Origin of the sequence: Mesorhizobium sp. BR115XR7A, assembly GCF_020165315.1 — a bacterium.
Classification (GTDB): domain Bacteria; phylum Pseudomonadota; class Alphaproteobacteria; order Rhizobiales; family Rhizobiaceae; genus Mesorhizobium; species Mesorhizobium australicum.
In genome coordinates this window covers 122,485-141,207 of sequence record NZ_JAIUHW010000008.1, presented here as the reverse complement: position 1 = coordinate 141,207, position 18,723 = coordinate 122,485, and the positions used below count along the sequence as shown (strand labels likewise).

14 protein-coding genes are annotated in these 18,723 nt (G+C 60.8%); 8 read left to right on the top strand and 6 right to left on the bottom strand.

Annotated elements, in window-relative coordinates; genetic code table 11:
- Positions 1-8 precede the first annotated feature (8 nt).
- The 6 genes from LB557_RS18460 (at position 9) to LB557_RS18435 (ending at position 6,143) form a co-directional block, all read left to right on the top strand.
- Positions 9-1,145 (top strand): DegT/DnrJ/EryC1/StrS family aminotransferase, encoded by a 1,137-nt coding sequence (locus LB557_RS18460; protein WP_224623119.1) that lies wholly within the window; start codon positions 9-11, stop codon positions 1,143-1,145.
- Positions 1,142-1,816, top strand: coding sequence for a sugar transferase (locus LB557_RS18455; RefSeq protein ID WP_224531209.1), 675 nt, complete (start codon positions 1,142-1,144; stop codon positions 1,814-1,816). Before LB557_RS18460 ends, LB557_RS18455 begins: the two co-directional genes overlap by 4 nt.
- Before the next feature lie 64 nt (positions 1,817-1,880).
- Entirely contained in the window at positions 1,881-2,885 is a 1,005-nt protein-coding gene (locus LB557_RS18450) for an SDR family NAD(P)-dependent oxidoreductase (RefSeq protein ID WP_140614634.1), read from the top strand.
- A complete protein-coding gene (locus LB557_RS18445; RefSeq protein ID WP_140660808.1) occupies positions 2,882-4,144 on the top strand; it encodes a hypothetical protein in 1,263 nt (420 codons plus the stop codon). Before LB557_RS18450 ends, LB557_RS18445 begins: the two co-directional genes overlap by 4 nt.
- Positions 4,131-5,390, top strand: a complete 1,260-nt coding sequence (locus LB557_RS18440) for a polysaccharide biosynthesis/export family protein (RefSeq protein WP_140660809.1) — start codon at positions 4,131-4,133, stop codon at positions 5,388-5,390. Before LB557_RS18445 ends, LB557_RS18440 begins: the two co-directional genes overlap by 14 nt.
- Before the next feature lie 60 nt (positions 5,391-5,450).
- On the top strand, positions 5,451-6,143 hold the full coding sequence (locus LB557_RS18435) for a N5-glutamine methyltransferase family protein (protein WP_140660810.1): 693 nt from the start codon (positions 5,451-5,453) through the stop codon (positions 6,141-6,143).
- 54 nt (positions 6,144-6,197) lie between these two features.
- Here LB557_RS18435 and LB557_RS18430 read toward each other — a convergent pair whose 3' ends face one another.
- From LB557_RS18430 to LB557_RS18405, 6 genes are all read right to left on the bottom strand, one after another.
- Positions 6,198-6,473: an acyl carrier protein gene (locus LB557_RS18430; protein ID WP_015316399.1), complete on the bottom strand. Its 276-nt coding sequence runs from the start codon at positions 6,471-6,473 to the stop codon at positions 6,198-6,200.
- 52 nt (positions 6,474-6,525) lie between these two features.
- A complete protein-coding gene (locus LB557_RS18425) occupies positions 6,526-8,079 on the bottom strand; it encodes a class I adenylate-forming enzyme family protein (RefSeq protein ID WP_181177763.1) in 1,554 nt (517 codons plus the stop codon).
- The gene (gene asnB, locus LB557_RS18420; protein WP_224643200.1) at positions 8,076-10,097 is read right to left on the bottom strand and encodes an asparagine synthase (glutamine-hydrolyzing); all 2,022 of its coding nucleotides are present in this window, start codon (positions 10,095-10,097) and stop codon (positions 8,076-8,078) included. Before asnB ends, LB557_RS18425 begins: the two co-directional genes overlap by 4 nt.
- Before the next feature lie 3 nt (positions 10,098-10,100).
- A complete protein-coding gene (gene nadE, locus LB557_RS18415) occupies positions 10,101-11,084 on the bottom strand; it encodes an NAD(+) synthase (protein ID WP_140614629.1) in 984 nt (327 codons plus the stop codon).
- On the bottom strand, positions 11,081-13,810 hold the full coding sequence (locus LB557_RS18410) for a non-ribosomal peptide synthetase (protein WP_224713083.1): 2,730 nt from the start codon (positions 13,808-13,810) through the stop codon (positions 11,081-11,083). The genes nadE and LB557_RS18410 overlap by 4 nt, the downstream gene beginning before the upstream one ends.
- 725 nt (positions 13,811-14,535) lie before the next feature.
- Entirely contained in the window at positions 14,536-17,742 is a 3,207-nt protein-coding gene (locus LB557_RS18405) for a GAF domain-containing protein (protein ID WP_411970555.1), read from the bottom strand.
- 344 nt (positions 17,743-18,086) lie between these two features.
- Here LB557_RS18405 and LB557_RS18400 point away from each other — a divergent pair, with 344 nt between their 5' ends.
- On the top strand, positions 18,087-18,329 hold the full coding sequence (locus LB557_RS18400) for a hypothetical protein (RefSeq protein WP_015316406.1): 243 nt from the start codon (positions 18,087-18,089) through the stop codon (positions 18,327-18,329).
- Positions 18,330-18,437: 108 nt separating this feature from the next.
- Positions 18,438-18,722, top strand: a complete 285-nt coding sequence (locus LB557_RS18395; RefSeq protein WP_140614627.1) for a DUF6894 family protein — start codon at positions 18,438-18,440, stop codon at positions 18,720-18,722.
- Position 18,723: the final 1 nt, after the last annotated feature.

Here is an 18,723-nt window from a genome sequence, read left to right as displayed (position 1 = left end):
AGGTGACGATGCTCTTGGTAAGTTCCCCGGTCCTGGGAGTGCCAGAAAAAGCGGCTTTGGCGAAAGTGATCGACAGCGGTTGGCTGACGATGGGTGAACGGGTCCGGGCTTTCGAAGAGGCGTTTGCCTTGATGCACGAGGCAGAGGACTGCGTAGCGGTTAGTTCCTGCACCGCAGCCCTTCATCTTATCCTTCACGGATTGGGGATTGGTCCGGGCGACGAGGTGCTGGTTCCTTCGCTGACCTTCGTGGCTACCGCGAACGCAGTGCTCTATGTCGGCGCCACTCCTGTCTTTGTCGACATAGAATCGGCAGACGTCCCTCTGATGTCGCTCAAAGAAGCAGAAGCACGCTGCAGCCCTCGCACCAGGGCCGTGATCCTGGTTCATTTCGCCGGCTATCTTGCCGACAAGGACGCCTGGCAAGCATTCGCCAGCGCACGCGGGCTCTCGATCATCGAGGATGCGGCACATGCTCCCGGCCTAAAAGCGGTTGGCACCTTTGGTGCGGGCGCCGCCTTCAGCTTCTACGGCAACAAGAACATGACGACGGCGGAGGGTGGGGCCGTAATTGCCCGGGACCCCCAACTGCTGGACAGGATTCGCCAGGCTCGCGCGCACGGCATGACCACCGGAACACGCCAGCGACTAAACAGCCGCACCGCGCACTACGATGTGACCATGCTCGGCTTTAACTACCGAATGGATGAAATGCGGGCCGCGATCGGCTTGGTTCAGCTCCAGAACCTGCAGGAGTGGAACGAGATACGGCGCATTCTTGTCGTGTTGTACCGGCGCCTCATCGCGTTGCGTTGTCCGGCAGTCACAATACCCTTCGAAGAACCGCGAGCCTCGGCTTACCACATCATGCCGATCCTCTTGCCGCGCTACGTCAACAGGCAGCATGTCGTCGATGAGCTGCGGGCGCAGGACATACAAACCACGGTCCATTACCCGCCCGTTCATCAGATGACCCTCTACCGTGAGCTTTACCCGGGTACCCACCTGCCGCGCACCGAGGATTTCGCGGAACGCGAGTTGACCATTCCGCTGCATCCTCAGATTACCGCGCCCGCGGTTGAAGCCGTGGTGGACGTCCTGGCGACCGCGCTCAATAGCGGCATCCACGCGGGAACCGCCGCATGAACGCGTTTGATCTGTCCATACACCCGCCCGTCGTGTCAGGCGTGAGCCATGGTTTTGGCAGACGGGCGATGGATGTCGTGGCCGCATCCTTGGCCGCGATCGTTTTCGCGCCGCTGATGTTGCTGATTGCATTTGCCCTATTTCTCGAGGGCGGACGCCCCGTGCTTTTCCGGCAGCCTCGCATCGGTGCAGGGGGCCGCATGTTTCATATCTATAAATTCCGCAAATTCGAGGTTCTGTGTGATCCTCAGGGTCCTGCGTTGACCAGCATAGGCGACCATCGGCTGACGAAGATCGGGCGCATTTTGGCCAGCACCAAACTGGATGAGTTGCCGCAACTCTGGAACGTGCTCAGAGGCGACATGGCCATCGTCGGGCCACGGCCGGAAAGCCTCGCCTTTGCTGACTGCTTCCATGGCGGCTTCGAGGCGGTCCTAAGATATAAACCCGGCTTGGTCGGCCCGACGCAAGTTCTTTTCCGTCACGAAGCCTCTCTCTACCCGGCCTCAGGAGACCTGTCGTCCTTCTACAGGGAGGCGCTGTTTCCGATCAAAGCCAAGTTCGATCTTTCCTATTATCCCCGACGAACCATCGCTTCGGATGTTGTGTGGATGATCCTCGGTTTTCTGGCGGTAATCGGCTGGGTGCCTGTCGGGCTACTCAGGCGTTGAAGGCTGTTTCTGTGTGCGCGCTCGGCAACCGGAGCGCTTCAGGTGAAAGAAGGAACACCTGGTTATGAGCTACAATGGCAAGAGAGTTCTGGTCACTGGCGCGGATGGGTTCATTGGATCGCACCTGACCGAGGCACTCGTCCGCAACGGTGCCGAGGTGACCGCATTGGCCCTCTATAATTCGTTCGACAGTCATGGATGGCTGGATGATCTGCCAGACGACATCCGAGGTCATCTGAAACTCGTTCGAGGCGATGTACGCGACGGTGCATTCCTGAACCGGATCGTGCGCGGCCAAGCCGTCGTGTTTCATCTCGCTGCGCTTATCGCGATCCCGTACTCATACGCGGCCGCCCAGTCCTATGTGGAAACCAATATCATGGGGACGCTGAATGTCCTTGAAGCGGCCCGCCAATGGGAGACGGAACGGATCATTCACACCTCGACCAGTGAGGTTTACGGCACGGCGCTCAGCATGCCGATCAGCGAGTCCCATCCTCTTCAGGGACAATCGCCATATTCGGCGTCCAAGATCGGCGCCGACATGATGGCGCAGTCCTATGCCAGATCGTTCGACCTGCCCGTCGTGATCCTCCGGCCGTTCAATACATTCGGGCCGCGGCAAAGCGAACGAGCCATAATACCGACAATCATCCGGCAGGCGCTCGATCCAAAATGTGTTTCGATCATGGTGGGAGATACCAGCCCGGTCCGCGACCTGACCTTCGTCGAGGACACAGCGGCTGCCTTCCTGAGCGCGGGTTCAGCCACACTCGAATTCGGCCATGCCTACAATGCTGGAAGCCAGCGTGCCGTGACCATATCGGACGTGCTCGATCTCGTGCGCGAACTGAGCAACTGCAAGAAGCCCGTTCACCGCGACGAGAGTCGATTGCGGCCGCAAAACTCCGAAGTTCGCGCTCTGCTGGCCGATTCATCACGGCTCGAACGTGAAACCGGATGGACTGCGCAAACGAGTTTGCGCCACGGCTTGGCCAGAACCATCGATTGGTGGCGGGCGCGCCTCGGCGAAGGTCGGGTACGTCGCGAAATGAGCTACATGACATGAGGTTTTACCCATTTCCATTGGCACTGCTCCTGATCGCCTTTGCCGTCCTGCTGCGGGCGGCCGACAGCCAGGGAAACAGCATGTCCACGACGTTCGTCGCGCCAATGCCGATGGATCTCCCAGATTATCTGCATCCCGCGACAGATCCGGCATTCGGCACGAATTTCATGCGCATCACCAAACCCGGCGCACTTGGGGGAGGTGTCGTGTGTGGGACGAAATATTGCAGTCATCGCTATTCGAGCGCTCAAGCCTGGAATGCGGACCAGAGCCTGCTCGTGCTGGCCAATGGCTGCAACGGGCTGTGCTTCCTCGACGGCAAGACATATGCTCCGCTATTCCACCGCGACAAAGGCGGTGAATGCGAATGGAATCCTCGAAACGCTGACGTGATGATCTGCGTTGAGGATCGGAAGATCTCGACATGGGCGCCAAGGACAAACCACGAAGACGTTGTCTTCGTCACGGCTCAATACCACGATCTGCAGTTCGGGCCGTCGAAGGGCAATCCAAGCCGTGACGGCAAACGTATAGCCGTCCGCGCTGTCCGCGCGGATGGAAAAGCCGTGGTGTTCGCCTTCGATCTCGCGGATCGATTCAAATTCCCGGACATCGATCTCGCTCAGGTTCCTGGGACCACCAGCTCCTGCACCATCTCCCCGCTCGGGACGAACATCCTTTGCTTTCAAAACCTGGCCGACGGCACCGAGCAGAGGGCCATTTTCAGTGTCGATGGCACCTTGCGACAGAGGTGGACGGACCATCACCGCCCCGGCCACGGAGACCTTACGCTCGATGACGACGGCAGCGAGGTCTATGTTGGCATCAGCAAATCCGGCCCCGACAAGTATCACGTGATCAAGCGAAGATTGTCCGATGGGAAGGTGACCTCCCTGACCGGATACGGCGAAGCAGAGCATGCATCGTCGCGTGCTCTGAAGCGGCCCGGCTGGGTCTTCCTGACCTATGGCGGCAACCCGGAAGAGATATCGGCCAATCCAGGCTGGGCACCATATGCACGGGAAGTCATCGCGTTGCGCATCGACGGCAGCGGCGAAGTTCGGCGCATCGTGCAGACCCGCAACGCGCCCTTCGACTACTGGAGCGAGACGCATGCGTCACCTTCGCCGGACGGCACACAGGTGATCTGGTCCAGCAATTGGGGCGTGGCCGGTGGACCGGTTTACGACTTCGTCACCCGCGTCGACTGGCCCGAAAACCAGGACAAGAAGGAGATTGTCGCGAATGGTCAACCTTAGCCGATTCTTCCTTGCGACACTTGCGATGCTTTGCGCCCTGCCGATGGCTGCGGCAGCCGATGCGACGATCTATCGAATTTCGCCCGGAGACACCATCGAGATCGCAATCACCTCGCTTCCCGAGCGGACGCAGCGTGCGGTGGTGCAGATGGACGGCACCATCGTTCTCGCCGAGGCAGGCACGGTGCCTGTCGCCGGCCTGACCCCGTCCGAACTTCAGACGCGCTTGCAGGCGATCCTGCCGACCAAGATCTACCACATACGCATGCCGGACGGCCGTGAGCAGGTGGCGGTCGTCAGGCCCGGCGACGTGACGGCGATCATCGCTGAATACCGTCCAATCTACGTGACTGGCGAAGTGCTCGCTCCTGGGCAGCAAGCCTTTCGTCCGCTCATGACGGTTCGGCAGGCGATAGCCGTCGCCGGCGGCTTCAGCCTCTTGCGTGCACGGGCGAACCAGGCTGGGCCGGACCCAACGGACCTGCAGCGCGATTATGAGACGATCTGGGGAGAATACATCAAGGACTATTTCCACAGTGCGCGCATACGTGCCGAACTTCAAAAGCAGCCCGATTTCGACATGAAGGCCCCCCAGGGCTTTCCGCTGTCTTCTTCCCTCGCAACCGAAATCGCGCAGGCCGAGGCAGAAGGGCTGAAGCTCTCGCTGGACAATTTCGGGCAGGAGCAGAGCTTTCTGGAGAAGGGCGCCAAGGATGCAGCGACCCAGGTCCAGGCGTTGCTCCAGCGCGAGCAGGACGAAGCCGATGGAGTCAAGGCCGATGAAGAGGATTTGGCGCAGGTGACCAAGCTCTTCAAGGCTGGCAACCTGACCAACAACCGGCTCGCCGATGTCCGGCGCGCGGTGCTTCTGTCCTCGAGCCGTGCGCTTGAAACTTCGGTCGAACTCATGAGGGCTCGGCGCCAACAGGATGATCTTGCAAGGCAGATCGAGCGCAATGACAACCAGAGGCGTGCCGGTTTGTTGAACGAGTTGCGGGATACACAGGCGCGCCTTGCCGACATCACCGCAAGGCTGCACGCGGTCAGCCAGAAATTGCAGCCGCAGGGAGCATCCGCCTTGCCGCAGCCGATCGGCGGCGAAACCGTGCGGGCCCAGGTGACGATCATCCGCTCCGTCGATGCGCAATGGCGCAAGCAGCCGGCCGACCAGGATACCGCGGTGGCGCCGGGTGATACGATCGAGGTCAGGTTCAGCAGCGCGCTCGAAAACGCGGCGGTGCAATAGACAATCGCTGCCGGCGTCGCCGGTAGCGGCAATATCTTCGATGTCGTTGCGAGAACGGTCGTGAGCGAAGAGATCAGCGTCGCCGGCGCTTACAACAAAGGCAGCATCATCTTCATGGGAATGAAGATCCTGGTTGCGCCCGGTGCACTGGTGCCGCGGCCGGAAACAGAGCTGCTCGGCTCCGTTGCCGTAGATGTCCTGCGCGCAATGGACCTGCCGGCGCCGCGTGTCGTCGACATGTGCTGTGGCGCCGGCAACCTGGCCTGCGCGATCGCTAGCCATATCCAATCCGCCCGAGTTTGGGCCTGCGATCTTACCGACGGCTGTATCGACGCGGCGCGGCGAAATGTCGTTCATCATGGCTTGACTGACCGGATTTCAGTGCATCAGGGTGATTTGTTCGAAGGCGTGTCCGGACTGGAGCTCAACGGCACGCTTGATGCCATCGTCTGCAATCCGCCCTACATTTCGGAGAAGCGGCTCGAGGGTGATCGCCGCCATCTGGTCGTGCTTGAGCCGCGAGAGGCATTCGCGGCCGGTCCTTATGGGCTCAGCATTCATATGCGGGTCGTCAAGGACGCGCTGCGCTACCTCCGACCAGGCGGCGTCCTGCTGTTCGAGGTGGGGCTTGGTCAGGACCGCCAGGTCATAAGTCTTCTGGAGCGCAGCAAGGGCTACGAGCAGATACGCACCTTCGCCAACCATGCCGGTGAAGTGCGGGTGGTCCTGGCAGGGGCCAGGCGGCAGGCATGACCGCGTTCGGCCGGTATCGGGCCGACCGTCCAGATCATTGCTTCTTGCGCCAGATCATTTCTTCTTGCGAACGATGAACCGCGCGATTCCTTGAATCGAATCGAGGTTTTCCGGCAGGAGTTCACTGTCTTCCACTGTGATGCCGAAAGTCTCTTCGATGAACCCGATCACCTCGAGCACTCCGGTCGAGTCGACGATCCCCTGATCGAGCAATGATGCGGTGAGGGATAGCGCCTTGACGTCCGCGATGTAGAAATTCGAGGCCAGGAAGCTGCGGATCTGGTTGATATGAATGTCGTCGCTTTCCGCGGCCGATATCATGGAATCCATCTAATCCATCCTCCGTTGCAAAGGCGACTTGCGATCGCGCTTCTGAAACAATCTACGACAGGGCCGCTTTCTTGAGTTTTCCGGTATCGGTCATCGGCAGGCTGGGCACGATGACGATGGTCTTTGGCACCATGAAACTCTCCAGCCGTTTCCGGCACTCCATCAGGAGCTGCCTTTCGCCGACAATTCTTCCCTGCTCGATGACGACGAATGCTTTGACCGCTTGCCCGAGGAGGTCGTCGGGAACACCGATGACCGCGGCTTCCTTCACCCCAGGGACGTCCATCAGCACGCTTTCCACCTCTTTGGGAGCGACCTTTTCGCCTCGTGATTTTATGATCTCGTCACCACGGCCGACGAAGTACAAATAGCCTTCAGCGTCCATCCGGCAGTAGTCGCCCGTGTAGAGGACCTGCTCGCCCGGCAGCGGCCCCGGCTTCAGCTTCCTTGCAGTTGCCTCGGGCTTGCCCCAATAGCCTTTCATCACCGTTGCGCCGCGGACTACAAGTTGGCCAACGACGCCCGGACCGACCCGCCTGCCACCCTCGTCGACGATCCACACTTCTGTGTTGGGAATGGCAATGCCTACGCTGAGGGGCTTTCGCCCGAGATCGTCGGGCGGCAGATAGCTGCAGCGTTTGCATTCGGTGAGGCCGTACATAGAATAGATGCGTGCGCCCGAAAACAGCTCCCTGAGCATGGCAATCTGCTTGAGCGGCAGGGCGGCCGCGGTATTGGTGACATAGCGGATGCTCGCGAAATCGTTGCTCTTCAGCGATCTGAGTTCCGCAAGGGCCGCGAAGATCGTGGGCACGCCCGGAAAACCTGTGATCTGCTCGTCCTTGATGACCTGAAGGATCTGCGCCGGAAAGGCGAAGGAGCGCTCGAGGACGAGCCGTGCGCCGGTGCGAAAGGCCATGATCATCTGATAGAGCCCGTAGTCGAAGGCGAGGGGCAGAACGTTGAGGATCACCTCATCCTCACGCAGCTCCAGATAGGAGGCGATCGATGCGCACGCGGCAGTCATGTTGCCGTGCGTCAACATGACCCCCTTGGGTTCGCCGGTGGATCCGGAGGTGTAGACGATGGCGGCGAGATCGATGTCGATCGATTTGCGCGGCGGCGCAACAGAAGGTCCTTCGATGATCGTGTCCCAACGCACGGCGTGCGGCAATCGGTTGAACTCGGCCTCGTCGACCGGCCCAGAGACAATCACCGCCCGCAGCGAGTGACAGTCGCGCGACGGCTGGGAGAATATCGAGTGCAGATGGCTGTCCGTGATCAGCGCCGCTGGCAGGCAATCGTTGAGCAGGTAATGAAGCTTCTCGCTTTTCGTAAGCGGGTTGACGATGCAGACCACGGCGTTCGCCTTGAGCACCGCCCAGAAGCTGACGACGGTTTCGACCGTATTGTCGGCGAAGATCATGACGCGGTCGCCGCGCTCGACGCCGGCCGCGGCCAGGAAATGCGCGATCCTGTCGGAGCGCTCATCGATCTCCGCGTAGGTGACGCGTTGCTTGCCGGCCACCAACGCGACCTTGCCGCCAAGCCGGCCGGCGGAATGGATGAGGTAGTCCTGCAGGAGTGGTACGGCGCCGTGGATCATGCCAGGACCCTTTCCCGCTGTTCGTGATCAACGTCGATCCTGAGCTCGGCTTTGTCCGCTCCGCGTGGGCGGCTCGCGATGAACTGCTGATGCAGAAGCTGGGTCGACAACACGCCGACCAGTGCCATGTTGTCGGAGTTGGAGAGATCGCCGTCGCCGGCCTTGGACCGGCACTTTCCAAGCAGGAAAGCCACCGATTTCGGATCGAAGACATTTGCCGCGCGCAATGCCGTGTCCGACAGTGCTTCGCGAATGTAATCTGGTGCATCATGACCAACGAAACTAAGCGCGTTTGGCGCCCTGTAGGGCTGCTTCGTGCGGGCAACGACTTGCGGTGGCACGATCGGCTGCGCCACTCGCTTGAGCACGTGCTTTTCGTCGAGGACGCGCAGCTTGTAAGCATCCGGAAGCGAATTCGCGAGCGCCACGACATCGTCGTCGAGATAGGGGAAGCGCCCCTCGACCGAGTGTGCCATCAGCATCCTGTCGCCCTGCGAGGAGAGCAGGTAGCCCGACATCAGCGTTCGGATTTCGAGATACTGGTCCTGGGCAAGGAAGCTCCATCGCGAAAATTCGGCGGGGAGAGGGGCGAGCAGTTCGGAGACCGCATTGCGGTGCTGCGAGGCGCCGCGCATGTCGGGGCAGAATAGGCGCTTGATGGCGCTTGTGGTGCGCCAGCGCGTGTCATGTGCAAAGCCGGGCCTGTCGCAGGCATGAAGATCGCGCCCGAAGAACTGTCGCGCCATGGCCTGTTGGTGCACCGGTGAGCGCGACAGATAGGGGTAGAGACGCTCGAGCAGTCGCGCACGCCGGCTCGAAGCAGGTTGACGCCCCCAGAAGCGGCGAACCTTGCCTTCGCGGAAAAGGTCGTAGCCGGCGAACATCTCGTCGGCGCCTTCCCCTGTCAGCACAACCTTGATGCCGCGCTCGCGGACCAACTTGGACAGAAGGAAGAGCGGTGCCGGGGCCGTCCTCAGGATTGGCCGCTCGGTATGGTAGACGACCTCGGGAAAAACCGCTGCAATGTCGCGGCGGGAAATCACCACCTCGTGGTGCTCGCTCGCGGTCGCGGCGGCAACCAGGCGCTGGAAATAGGTCTCGTCGTATTCCTCGTCGGCAAAACGCAAGGAGAATGTCTGGAAGCGCTCCCCCGCGAAACGTCTCCCAAGCGCCGCGACAAGTGAGCTGTCGAGCCCACCGGACAAATAGCAGCCCACCGGCACGTCGGCCTGCACCATCCGCAGCGCCGTCGCGGCTTCGAGCGCACCGCGGACCGCCTCGACGGCATCGTCGCACGAGCCGGTGAACCATTCAGGCTCGGAACCGGAAATTCGCGGATAATGCGGCTCCCAGAAAGCCGTCTCCCGGGCCACGCCACCCTCATAGAGCCGGATATGTCCAGGCTGCAGTTCCTTGACGCCTTCGAAGACGCTCTGCGGCGGGATCACCGTCCAGAATGTAAACGTCTGATCGATTCCTGTCGGATCAAAGGCGCGAGGAATCGCTGTTTCCGCAGCGAAAATGGCTTTGACTTCGCTTGCAAAGAAGACGCGGCCGCCGTGCTCGCAATAATACAGCGGGCAGATGCCGTAGCGGTCACGCGACAGGATCAGGCGGCCGGCAGCAGAGTCCCATATCGCGACTGCCCATTGACCATTCATCCGTTCAAAGGCGGCCTGGCCCCAGGCCTGGTAAGCGTGGAGCACGACTTCCGTGTCGCTATGCGTGCGGAAGCGGTGACCAAGCGCGATCAACTTGTCGCGCAATTCGACGTAGTTGAAGATTTCACCGTTGAAGACGATCCATGTCAGGCCGCTGACGTCGGCGAGTGGCTGCTGGCCGTGCAGCAGGTCGACCACGGACAGGCGGGCATGCGCCAAACCCGCGCGTCGGTCGCGGTACAGCCCCCGCTCGTCGGGTCCGCGGTGTGCGAGCGCGCCCACCATACGCAACAGCGCTTCCCGCGACGGAGGTGAGGCAGTGGCGCTCAGCGCGACAATTCCGGCGATCCCGCACATCCGTCAGTCCACCGTCATTGGCACCGAAGGCAAAGGCTGGGCGTGCAGATAGCGCGCCGCTCGACGCTTGGCTTCGATATCCTTGAAGACCTTCTGGACCTCGTCTGGTGACAACCCGGCAACATCAGCGACATCATCGGCGCAGATGCCATGGTTCACGCCGTAGAGGCATAGGTCCGTCTGATGATAGGGCAGGGCGAAGTAGAACTCCTCCTGGCTCTGCGCCATGGAGAAGGTGTCGGTCGTCGGCGGCCTGCGCCGGATCTCCCCGTCCACACCGAGATATTCCGCCAGTTGATAGACCTGCGTCTTGTAGAGGTGGACGATCGGCATCAGGTCAGCGATTCCGTCGCCTTGCTTGACGAAAAAACCCTGATCATATTCGAGCCGGTTAGGCGTGCCCGCCACCGCATAGCCGAGTCGGTCCGCGTGATAGTACTCAGTCATCTTGCGAATGCGCTGCTTGTAATTGGTCGCGGCCACTATCTGCAGATAGGCCGCTCCTGACAGGCGCACGGTATCGATCTTCCCCTGGGGGTCCTGAACGGTGAGACGGGTGATATTGAGGCCTTTGCTCTCCAGCACCGAGGTCAGCACCAGCTTGCATTTCCACCCTTCGCCGTAGTCCGGAACAACGGTGCGAATGGCCTCTATCTGCCGGCTATAGGCACCGATGGCGTCGAGCGCCGGCGCAATGTCCTCGGCGATGGTGTCGATGCCCAGCTGACCGGCGATAACGCGCCCCAGCCTCAGCGAGTCCCCGGACGAGTCACGCTCCGGCATGAAGATCCCGAGTACCCTGTCCTTGCCGAAGGCAGCCACGCACAACGACGCGACCACCGAACTGTCGATGCCGCCTGAGAGCCCGACCACCACTCCGCGCCGGCGGAGCGTGACCAATACCTGCTCGCGCACGGATGCTACGATGCGGTCGACCTCCGCGGCCGCATCCAGTGCCAGAACATCCTTGCCGAACCGCGAAGTCACGCGAAGCTGCCTTTCATGGTTGAAGACTCGGCCGGCGAATAAGTGCGAGCGACCGCCTCCTCGATCAGCGGACGATTGACGCCGATGTGAGGCTCGACGACCAGATCAATGTGGTTGCCGGCAATCGGGATGACCTGCAGGTCCGCGAACACCCGATCCCATCCGATGGCAAGAGGCATTCCCGGTCGCGCGCAACGGAACAGCGTTCCGGTGATCGGGAGCACCGTTCTTGGCTGCTCCAACCAACGGAAGAAGGCCTGCGCACGCAAGACTTCCTGCAGCTCCAGCTTGATGCGGAAGCTGGTTGCGTTGAATTGTCCTCGGGAAAAGTGGTCGATGGCTTGGGCAAGACGAGCTTCCTGGCCGACCTTGACCGTGAGCTTCGCCAAAACACGGCAAGCCATTCGATAGGGTGACATGCGGTTGGATCGGACCCGGCGCAAGGTGCGGGTGATTGTCTCCCAGGGACGGCTCCGCTCGCCAGCCAGGCTGGTGTCGAGGATACCGACAAACTTCACGGACCTTCCCTCCTTCAGCAGGCGCACGGCAACTTCGAATGCGACGGCTCCGCCGAGCGAGTGGCCGAGTAGCCTTACATGGCCTGACGGCTGGATGCGGTTGATCTGTTCAAGCGCGGCGTCCACCATGGCGGCAAGATCGTTCTGGCCGCTGAGAATGGTCGCGAGGTTGGGATATCTTATCGGACGGACCGTTGCGACTTTGCCCATGGCTGAGGCGAAGGCTGCAAGACTAGGCCCATAGCCCACGGAGCCGGGAAACAGAAAGAGAAAAGGCCGATCATGCTCCAGCACATGACCGGGCGCATTGCCGGCTTGTGCGGACGCGACCGCGTTGACCATCGCCTCGGCACTCATCCCGACGGTAAATGCCTCAAGATCCAGTTCCTGGCCGATTTCGTTCTCGATCTCCATGACGCAGTGGAGCAGCTTCAGCGAGTCCCCTCCCGCTTCATCCCATCGCCCGACGGCTGCCCGCGTGTTGAGGACCCTGGTCCAGGCATTCTGCACTGCTTGATGGGCCTTGAGATTGCTGCCTGAAATCGGTGGATCGGCAACTTGGGTAGGCTTCTTGGCCAGAAGATCCATTTTCCCGAGTTTCGCCACATCTATTTTTCCGCCCGCCAGGCGCGGAATGTCCTCTACCCTGTGGAGCCGCAGCGGCCGCAGTGGCGGCGGCAGCGTCTTTGCAAGCAGCTGGCGAAGGTCGTCGGCGAAGGCCGGACCGGCGGAATTCCTGGGGATCGCGAAAGCGACCAGTTCGTTGGCCTCGGTCACGATCGTCACCGCATCCTCGACTGACGAGGCGGAGCGCAGGATCCTCTCGACTTCGGCCGGCTCGATGCGCCGACCGTTGATCTTTATCTGCCGCCCCTTGCGGCCGACGATCCTCAGCAGGCCCCGATTGTCCAATTGGACGAGATCGCCGGTCGCGAATATCCGTTGACTTGGATCATCGGGATCCGCCTCGGCAGGGATGACGGTGCCGTTTTCCCAGTGGCCGAGCAAGACATAGGGGCTCTTGATGACGAGTTCCCCGCTTCCGCCCCGCGGTACGCTGTCACCGTCCTCGTTGACGATCGCAAAAGCTATTCCTGGCAAGAGCCGGCCGACCGGCACGGACGTTTGGTTCTTTGGTTGAACGCGAGGCAGAAACCATTGTGACCCGGTCGTCTCGGTTGACGAGTAGCCGATCTGTACGAGGCAATGAGCAGGAATCGCCTTTCGCAAAAGGGCAATGTCGGTCCAAAGCACTTTCTCGCCGCCGACGCGGACCACCCTGAGCGATCCGAACGCATCGGCGGGGGCATTGGCCATGAGGGCGCGAAGCAGCGCGGGCACGAGGTAAGTAAGCGTCGCGCCAACCTGCTGCATTCGCTCGCGAACCGCACGCAGGCCGATCGCTTCCACGTCGACCATATGCAAAGTGGCGCCGCACAGGACCGAAGTCAGGATTTCTCGACATCCGGCTATGGTGGCCGGCCCGGTCAAGGGGAGGAAGACATCGTCGGAATTGATGTGACACGCATCGGCATATTGGTGCACCCGCCAGAGCAGGCTGCGCTGGCTGTTGACTATGCCCTTTGGAGATCCGGTGCTGCCAGACGTGTAAAGAACCATCGCCGGTGCATCGACGGATACGGCAGGCAATTGCGTCGATGACAGCGGCGCCGTCGACTCGGGGCTGGCAGTCACATCGATCCACCGGATGTCCTCGGGTAAACCCGCATGCCGGTGTCCAACGCCAAGAATGGCGCGGAGCCGCGCGACGCCGACAATCTCGTTGACACGGGCGATTGGGTCCCGGGCGTTGAGGGGAACCGAAATCCTTCCCGCCGCCATGCTCGCCAGGACAGCAACGATGTACCAGACGGAGTTTGGTTGATAAATTCCGATCGGCTGCCCCACGGGAACGACGGCAGCGATCCGGCGGGACAGGACTTCGACGGCAGTTGCAAGCTCGAAGTACGACAGTTGATTCACGCCGTCATGCACAGCGGCTTTTTCGGAATATTGGGCCGTGACTTTCTTGAGCTGATCGGCAATCCCGACATCTGCAAATGCCGGGCCCAACTTCTGATGAAGGCGCAGCGCCGGGCCACCTTGATCCAGGGCGTAGGCCGGGACGTCTATCCATCTGCGGGAGGGCCGAGAATCCTGGTGATGGTCCTGATCCGCTGCTGGTGCATTCAAATACGCCGGGAGCATGGCTTGCCTGGGTTTACGGTTGATACCCGGTTATGAGCTTGCAAGAGGGGGAATTCATCGATCATTCTGATGATGAACAAGGCACGGAAAGAGATTAGGCGTCGGGTTTCCTTGCCACGGGCGCAGCGTTGGAACCGATCCGCTGTTGATCTGTTGTTTACCCAGCGTGGAGATGTCCCCTCAACTCCTAGCCGATCGCCCGCTGCACTCCCCCGAGGCAGTGGGCTTTCTTTTTCAATTGGAAATCGCGGGCTCTCGAACAAGCCTGTCAGGCGAGATGAGCCGCTGCTGTAAATAGGATTTAGCGTCTTCCCGAGAGACCTGGAGGCTTCCGTCAGGTGCTGTCCTTGTATGACTTCGCCGCCTCATCGATCTTGCGCCAATCGTTGCCGTGGCGACGTACCAGCTCCCTTGCCTGAGCGGGCGACAGGTCATGCGTTTCGACGACATGCCGGACCTCCGCGTCCTCGCCCTTCAAGGGACGTGTACGACGCCTCTTGGTCGGTTGATCCCCCATTTCTCCATCTCGCCTTGACACGATCGTTTCCTCCGGTGTCGCAAACAAGCTGCGAGTAGGGAAAAGGTTTCACTGTTGGGTGCACGAAGCCCCAATAGCCTCTGCGCTACGGCAGTTGTCTTGCCGAAGGCATCAATTCCGCCCAAGCGCGGCGTCCCGTAAAGTAACTGAAGCGGAGAGGGATTGGTGTGCCTCGGACAGTGACCATTCACTTGCGATCCAGCACCTTACGGATCTTCTCTGCCAATTCGTCAATCGTGTAGGGCTTGGTTAAAAGCTCCGTTCCAAAATCAAGTGTGCCGTTGTGGACAATCGCGTTTCGTGTGTAGCCGGTGGTGTAGAGCACTTTTAGCGACGGGTGCATGCTCTTGACCTGATCCACCAGTTCCCGGCCGGACATCTCCGGCATGACGACGTCAGTGAACAGAAGCGACGGCACTTGCCCGCTTGCGACGGCCGCCAGCGCGTCCCGCGGCCCTTGCATTTCCAACACGGAATAGCCCAGTTCCCGCAGCGCCTCCGCAGCCATCAGCCGGACGCGATCTTCATCCTCGACAACCATGATGATCTCGTCCTCACTGCCGGGGTGCTCGCCCGCCACGGACTCGGCCGGGCTGTCGACCACGTCGCCGTGCGAGCGTGGCAGATAGATTTTCAAAGTGGTTCCGATACCCTGCTCGGAATAGATCTTGACGCTGCCGCCGGACTGGCGAACAAATCCATAAACCTGGCTGAGCCCCAGCCCGGTGCCTTTGCCAACCCCCTTTGTGGTGAAGAACGGATCGAAGGCTCTGGCCAACACGTCAGCGGTCATGCCGGTTCCGGTGTCCGTGACAGCTATCATCACATACTGGCCGGAGGGTATTGCGTTTTCTCTCGCATACCGGTCGTCGACATGGGCATTGGATGTCTCGATGGTCAGCCTTCCACCAGCGGGCATGGCATCCCGCGCGTTGACGCAAAGGTTGAGCAACGCGCTTTCCAGCTGCCCTGCGTCGACTTCCACATGCCAAAGTCCCGCGGCGAGCACGGTCTCGATTTGGATTGTCTCCCCAAGCGTCCGGCTCAGCAATTCACTCATATCCGAGACGAGGCGATTTGGATTCAGGCGCTTGGGCGCCAGAGGTTGCTGGCGAGAGAAGGCAAGCAGCCGCTTGGTAAGTTCTGCAGCACGTTGGGCTCCATCGATCGCGCCGGTCACGAACTGGTGGACGTTGGTATCGCCGTTTCTGAGCTTGCGCTGCACAAGGTTCAGTCCGCCGATGATGACAGCCAGCATATTGTTGAAGTCGTGCGCGATGCCACCGGTAAGCTGTCCGACAGCTTCCATCTTCTGGGCCTGCCGCAGGTGCTCTTCTGCTCTGGTGCGTTCGGCGACTTCGTCCATGACACGTTGTTCAAGGGTGCCATTGAGCGTCTGCAGCGCCTTGAACAGTCGAGAATTGTCGATTGCCGTCGCGGCATGGCCCGCAAGCCCCAGCAAGGCCTTCTCTTGCTGTTCGGCGAAGACGCCGATCTCTGCATGACCAAAGAAGAGGCCGCCCAGCACCTCTCCCGAACGCGAGACGACCGGTACCGCAAGATAGGAACGCACTGGCAGATGGCCCTCCGGCATTCCCTTGCGGGGCCAGTTCTTGCCGTAGCGGGGGTCGGCGAGGATGTCGTCGGAGCGCACCACGCTTGTCCCGCGGAAAGTGGGGTCGAACACCGCCGTGTTGCGAGGCATTGGAAATTTTTCGAACGCGGAGCGAGGTGCGCCCGACAGGGCGTAGAGCATGTAGCTGTCGCCCTTGTCGTCGATCACATTGTAGAAGAAAGCTCCGAATTGTGCGCCCGACAGCGCTACGCCGGCATCAGTTACCGTTTGAACAATCCGCTCCACGTCGAGCTCGGCCGCTACCGCGGCAGCGGTGACGTTCATCATCTGAAGCTGATGCTCCACCCGCTTTCGCGCGGTGATATCCATGACGGTACCAATGAAGCGGACCGCGCGCCCTGACTGGAAAAGCGACTCGCCCGCTGCCGCAATCCAGCGTTCCTTGCCGTCGTGCAAGCCGACCGTCCGATATTCGATGTCGTAGCGGGAAGACGTGCCCGGCGCGAGCGCCTGGCGTACGGCCTCGTCGGCGCGGGCCCGATCTTCTGGATGAATACCCGCCAGGAACGCGCTTTCATATGTTACCTCCGCGTCTGGCGGGAGGCCGAAAAGGGCTTTGCACCGGTCATCCCACCGCAGCGCCTTGGTGACGGGATCGTAGTCCCAGGTCCCGATAGCGGCTGCGTCCGTGGCGAGCCGGAGGCGCTCCTCACTGGCCCGGGCCGCCTGTTCCGAGCGAACGCGCTCGATGTGAGCCCAGGACCGCTCCGTCACCTCCGTCAGCAAGGACAGTTCGCGCTGTGACCAGACGCGGGGCTGCTTGTCGTGAATGGCCATCAGGGCGGTCAGCCGGCCCTGTTTTACCAAGGGCATGCAGATGGTTGCCGTTATGCCGATGTCCTGAAAGGTCTTTGCCTCCTCGGGTGCAATTTCCTCGAGGTTGTTGTTGATGATGAGCGGCCGATTGGCGCTGAGATTGGTGACCGCCAGGCGACCAAAATCGGTAAGACTGTAATACCCTCTGATGCTGGGCGAGCCGGGTGCGCTCCAGTCGCCACGGATGGTGAAATGGTCCTGATCCTGCTCCATGTCGGCGTAGGCGCAAATCGAGACGGCAAGATGTTCGCCCAACAGACGAGTGGTGATCGCCATGACGGCGTCGGCGTCGGCCGCGAGGGCAATCTCCCTTCCAAGACGGTCGAGAAAAGCCAGGCGTTCGGCGTTCTCACGCAGCGCTCGCTCAGCGCGAAGCCGCTCGATGGCGGTACGCGTCCGGTCCGCCACTTCCGAAATAAGGGCAACCTCCTCCTTGGCCCAGCGTCTGGGCGCGGAGTGGTTCAGGTATAGCAGCGCCACCAAACCGCCATGCTCGGTAACCGGCATGTTGATGACGGATTGGGCGCTGATGGCTTTGAGAGCCTCTGCATGATCCCTTGTTCGCGGGTCTGTCTCGGCATTTTCGAAGACAACGGTGTCGCCCCGCTTCAAGTCCTCGATATACGAGCCGTAGTTCCTGAAATTCAGGGTCCCAGCCAGGCTTTTGATGCCTGGCGCGTTCCAATCCCTCTCGATCGTGATGGTTTCTTTCTCAAGATCGATCGTGCCGTATCCGGCTCGGCTGACATCGAAATGTCTCCCTACCAGTTCCGCGGCAGCGTGGGCCAGTTCGGCAGGATCAGTAATCTCGCGAATCCGGTCGCCCAGCGCCGCCAACAGCTCGAAGCGCTGCAGTTCAGATTGACGATCGCCTGAAGTGACCCCCATATCGCCCCCGTTTTGCCCGGACTGGATAATGCAGTTGACGGCCAAGAGTTCCATTGCGGCCCGCACGCTTCTTTGACGGGCAGGCCGGCGGTTCGCGCGAACACCTTGAGTGACACACGACGAGACGCGGCTTGAACGGCAAGAAACATCTACGATGTCCCTTTGGTCGCCTTGAACTTTAGAACACTCGCGGCTCCAACGGTCGTGCGGCTTCCATTGGGCGTGGCGCTAGCCGCGTCGCTATACGCAATTGGATCTTTTGTGCGCGAACTTGCCTCGGTCCATCATAGGTTAGCGACACGTCGTGCGCTGTGCCGCATAAGCGAGAGGTCAGCGGGCATGTAACGGGCTCCGCTGCTTGGGAGACCATCGCACTCTCGCTCGTTTGGAGACGCTTGATGCTTGACCGACCCATTCGCACGGATACCCTCTACCCGAATGACCTGGACACGCTTCGCGCGGTCTTCGACGCGATGTGCCAGGAGTTTGCCATTTTGCCGGACACCGCGGCGGCTCACTCCATCGCGAGAGAGCTGATCAGGCTGTTCCAGACCGGGATCACGGAATCGGCCATGCTGATGATTGCCGTGCGCGCGCGTTGGCAGGACGACTGGCAAACGGAAGCCAGCAACGCTGCCTGACCTCCGGTTCAGGCACGCACAATCGGTGCATCCTTTTCGAAACGGTGGCGTTGACCGTCACCCTGCCAGCAATGGCCGATCCGTTATCACCACCGACAGGAGGGATCGATGCCGAAATTTCGCTTCGAGTTTATCGAAGGCATGTCCCAGCCTGCAATCTTCGCCGACATGGCTGATCGGGATGAGGCCATCAAAGAGGCGAAGCGCGCAGCCAAGGAGGCCATGCTTGACGGAATTATCGATGGCGCGGACCCGACCAACTGGGTGACGAAAGTCTACGACGAGGCGGGTTATCTCGTCGTCACACTTGGATTCCAGGATCTGGTCGCCGCCCCCGAGGATTCGCAACGATTAAGAGAGGCGGACGAACCTGGCGTCATGCGGTCTGGCTGAA

Coding starts and splice junctions, on each gene's coding strand:
- LB557_RS18450 (WP_140614634.1), top strand. CDS start 1,881: ATGAGCTACAATGGCAAGAGAGTTCTGGTCACTGGCGCGGATGGGTTC.
- LB557_RS18405 (WP_411970555.1), bottom strand. CDS start 17,742: ATGGAACTCTTGGCCGTCAACTGCATTATCCAGTCCGGGCAAAACGGG.
- LB557_RS18430 (WP_015316399.1), bottom strand. CDS start 6,473: ATGGATTCCATGATATCGGCCGCGGAAAGCGACGACATTCATATCAAC.
- LB557_RS18445 (WP_140660808.1), top strand. CDS start 2,882: ATGAGGTTTTACCCATTTCCATTGGCACTGCTCCTGATCGCCTTTGCC.
- LB557_RS18425 (WP_181177763.1), bottom strand. CDS start 8,079: ATGATCCACGGCGCCGTACCACTCCTGCAGGACTACCTCATCCATTCC.
- LB557_RS18455 (WP_224531209.1), top strand. CDS start 1,142: ATGAACGCGTTTGATCTGTCCATACACCCGCCCGTCGTGTCAGGCGTG.
- LB557_RS18440 (WP_140660809.1), top strand. CDS start 4,131: ATGGTCAACCTTAGCCGATTCTTCCTTGCGACACTTGCGATGCTTTGC.
- LB557_RS18395 (WP_140614627.1), top strand. CDS start 18,438: ATGCCGAAATTTCGCTTCGAGTTTATCGAAGGCATGTCCCAGCCTGCA.
- LB557_RS18400 (WP_015316406.1), top strand. CDS start 18,087: ATGCTTGACCGACCCATTCGCACGGATACCCTCTACCCGAATGACCTG.
- LB557_RS18410 (WP_224713083.1), bottom strand. CDS start 13,810: ATGCTCCCGGCGTATTTGAATGCACCAGCAGCGGATCAGGACCATCAC.
- asnB (WP_224643200.1), bottom strand. CDS start 10,097: ATGTGCGGGATCGCCGGAATTGTCGCGCTGAGCGCCACTGCCTCACCT.
- LB557_RS18460 (WP_224623119.1), top strand. CDS start 9: ATGCTCTTGGTAAGTTCCCCGGTCCTGGGAGTGCCAGAAAAAGCGGCT.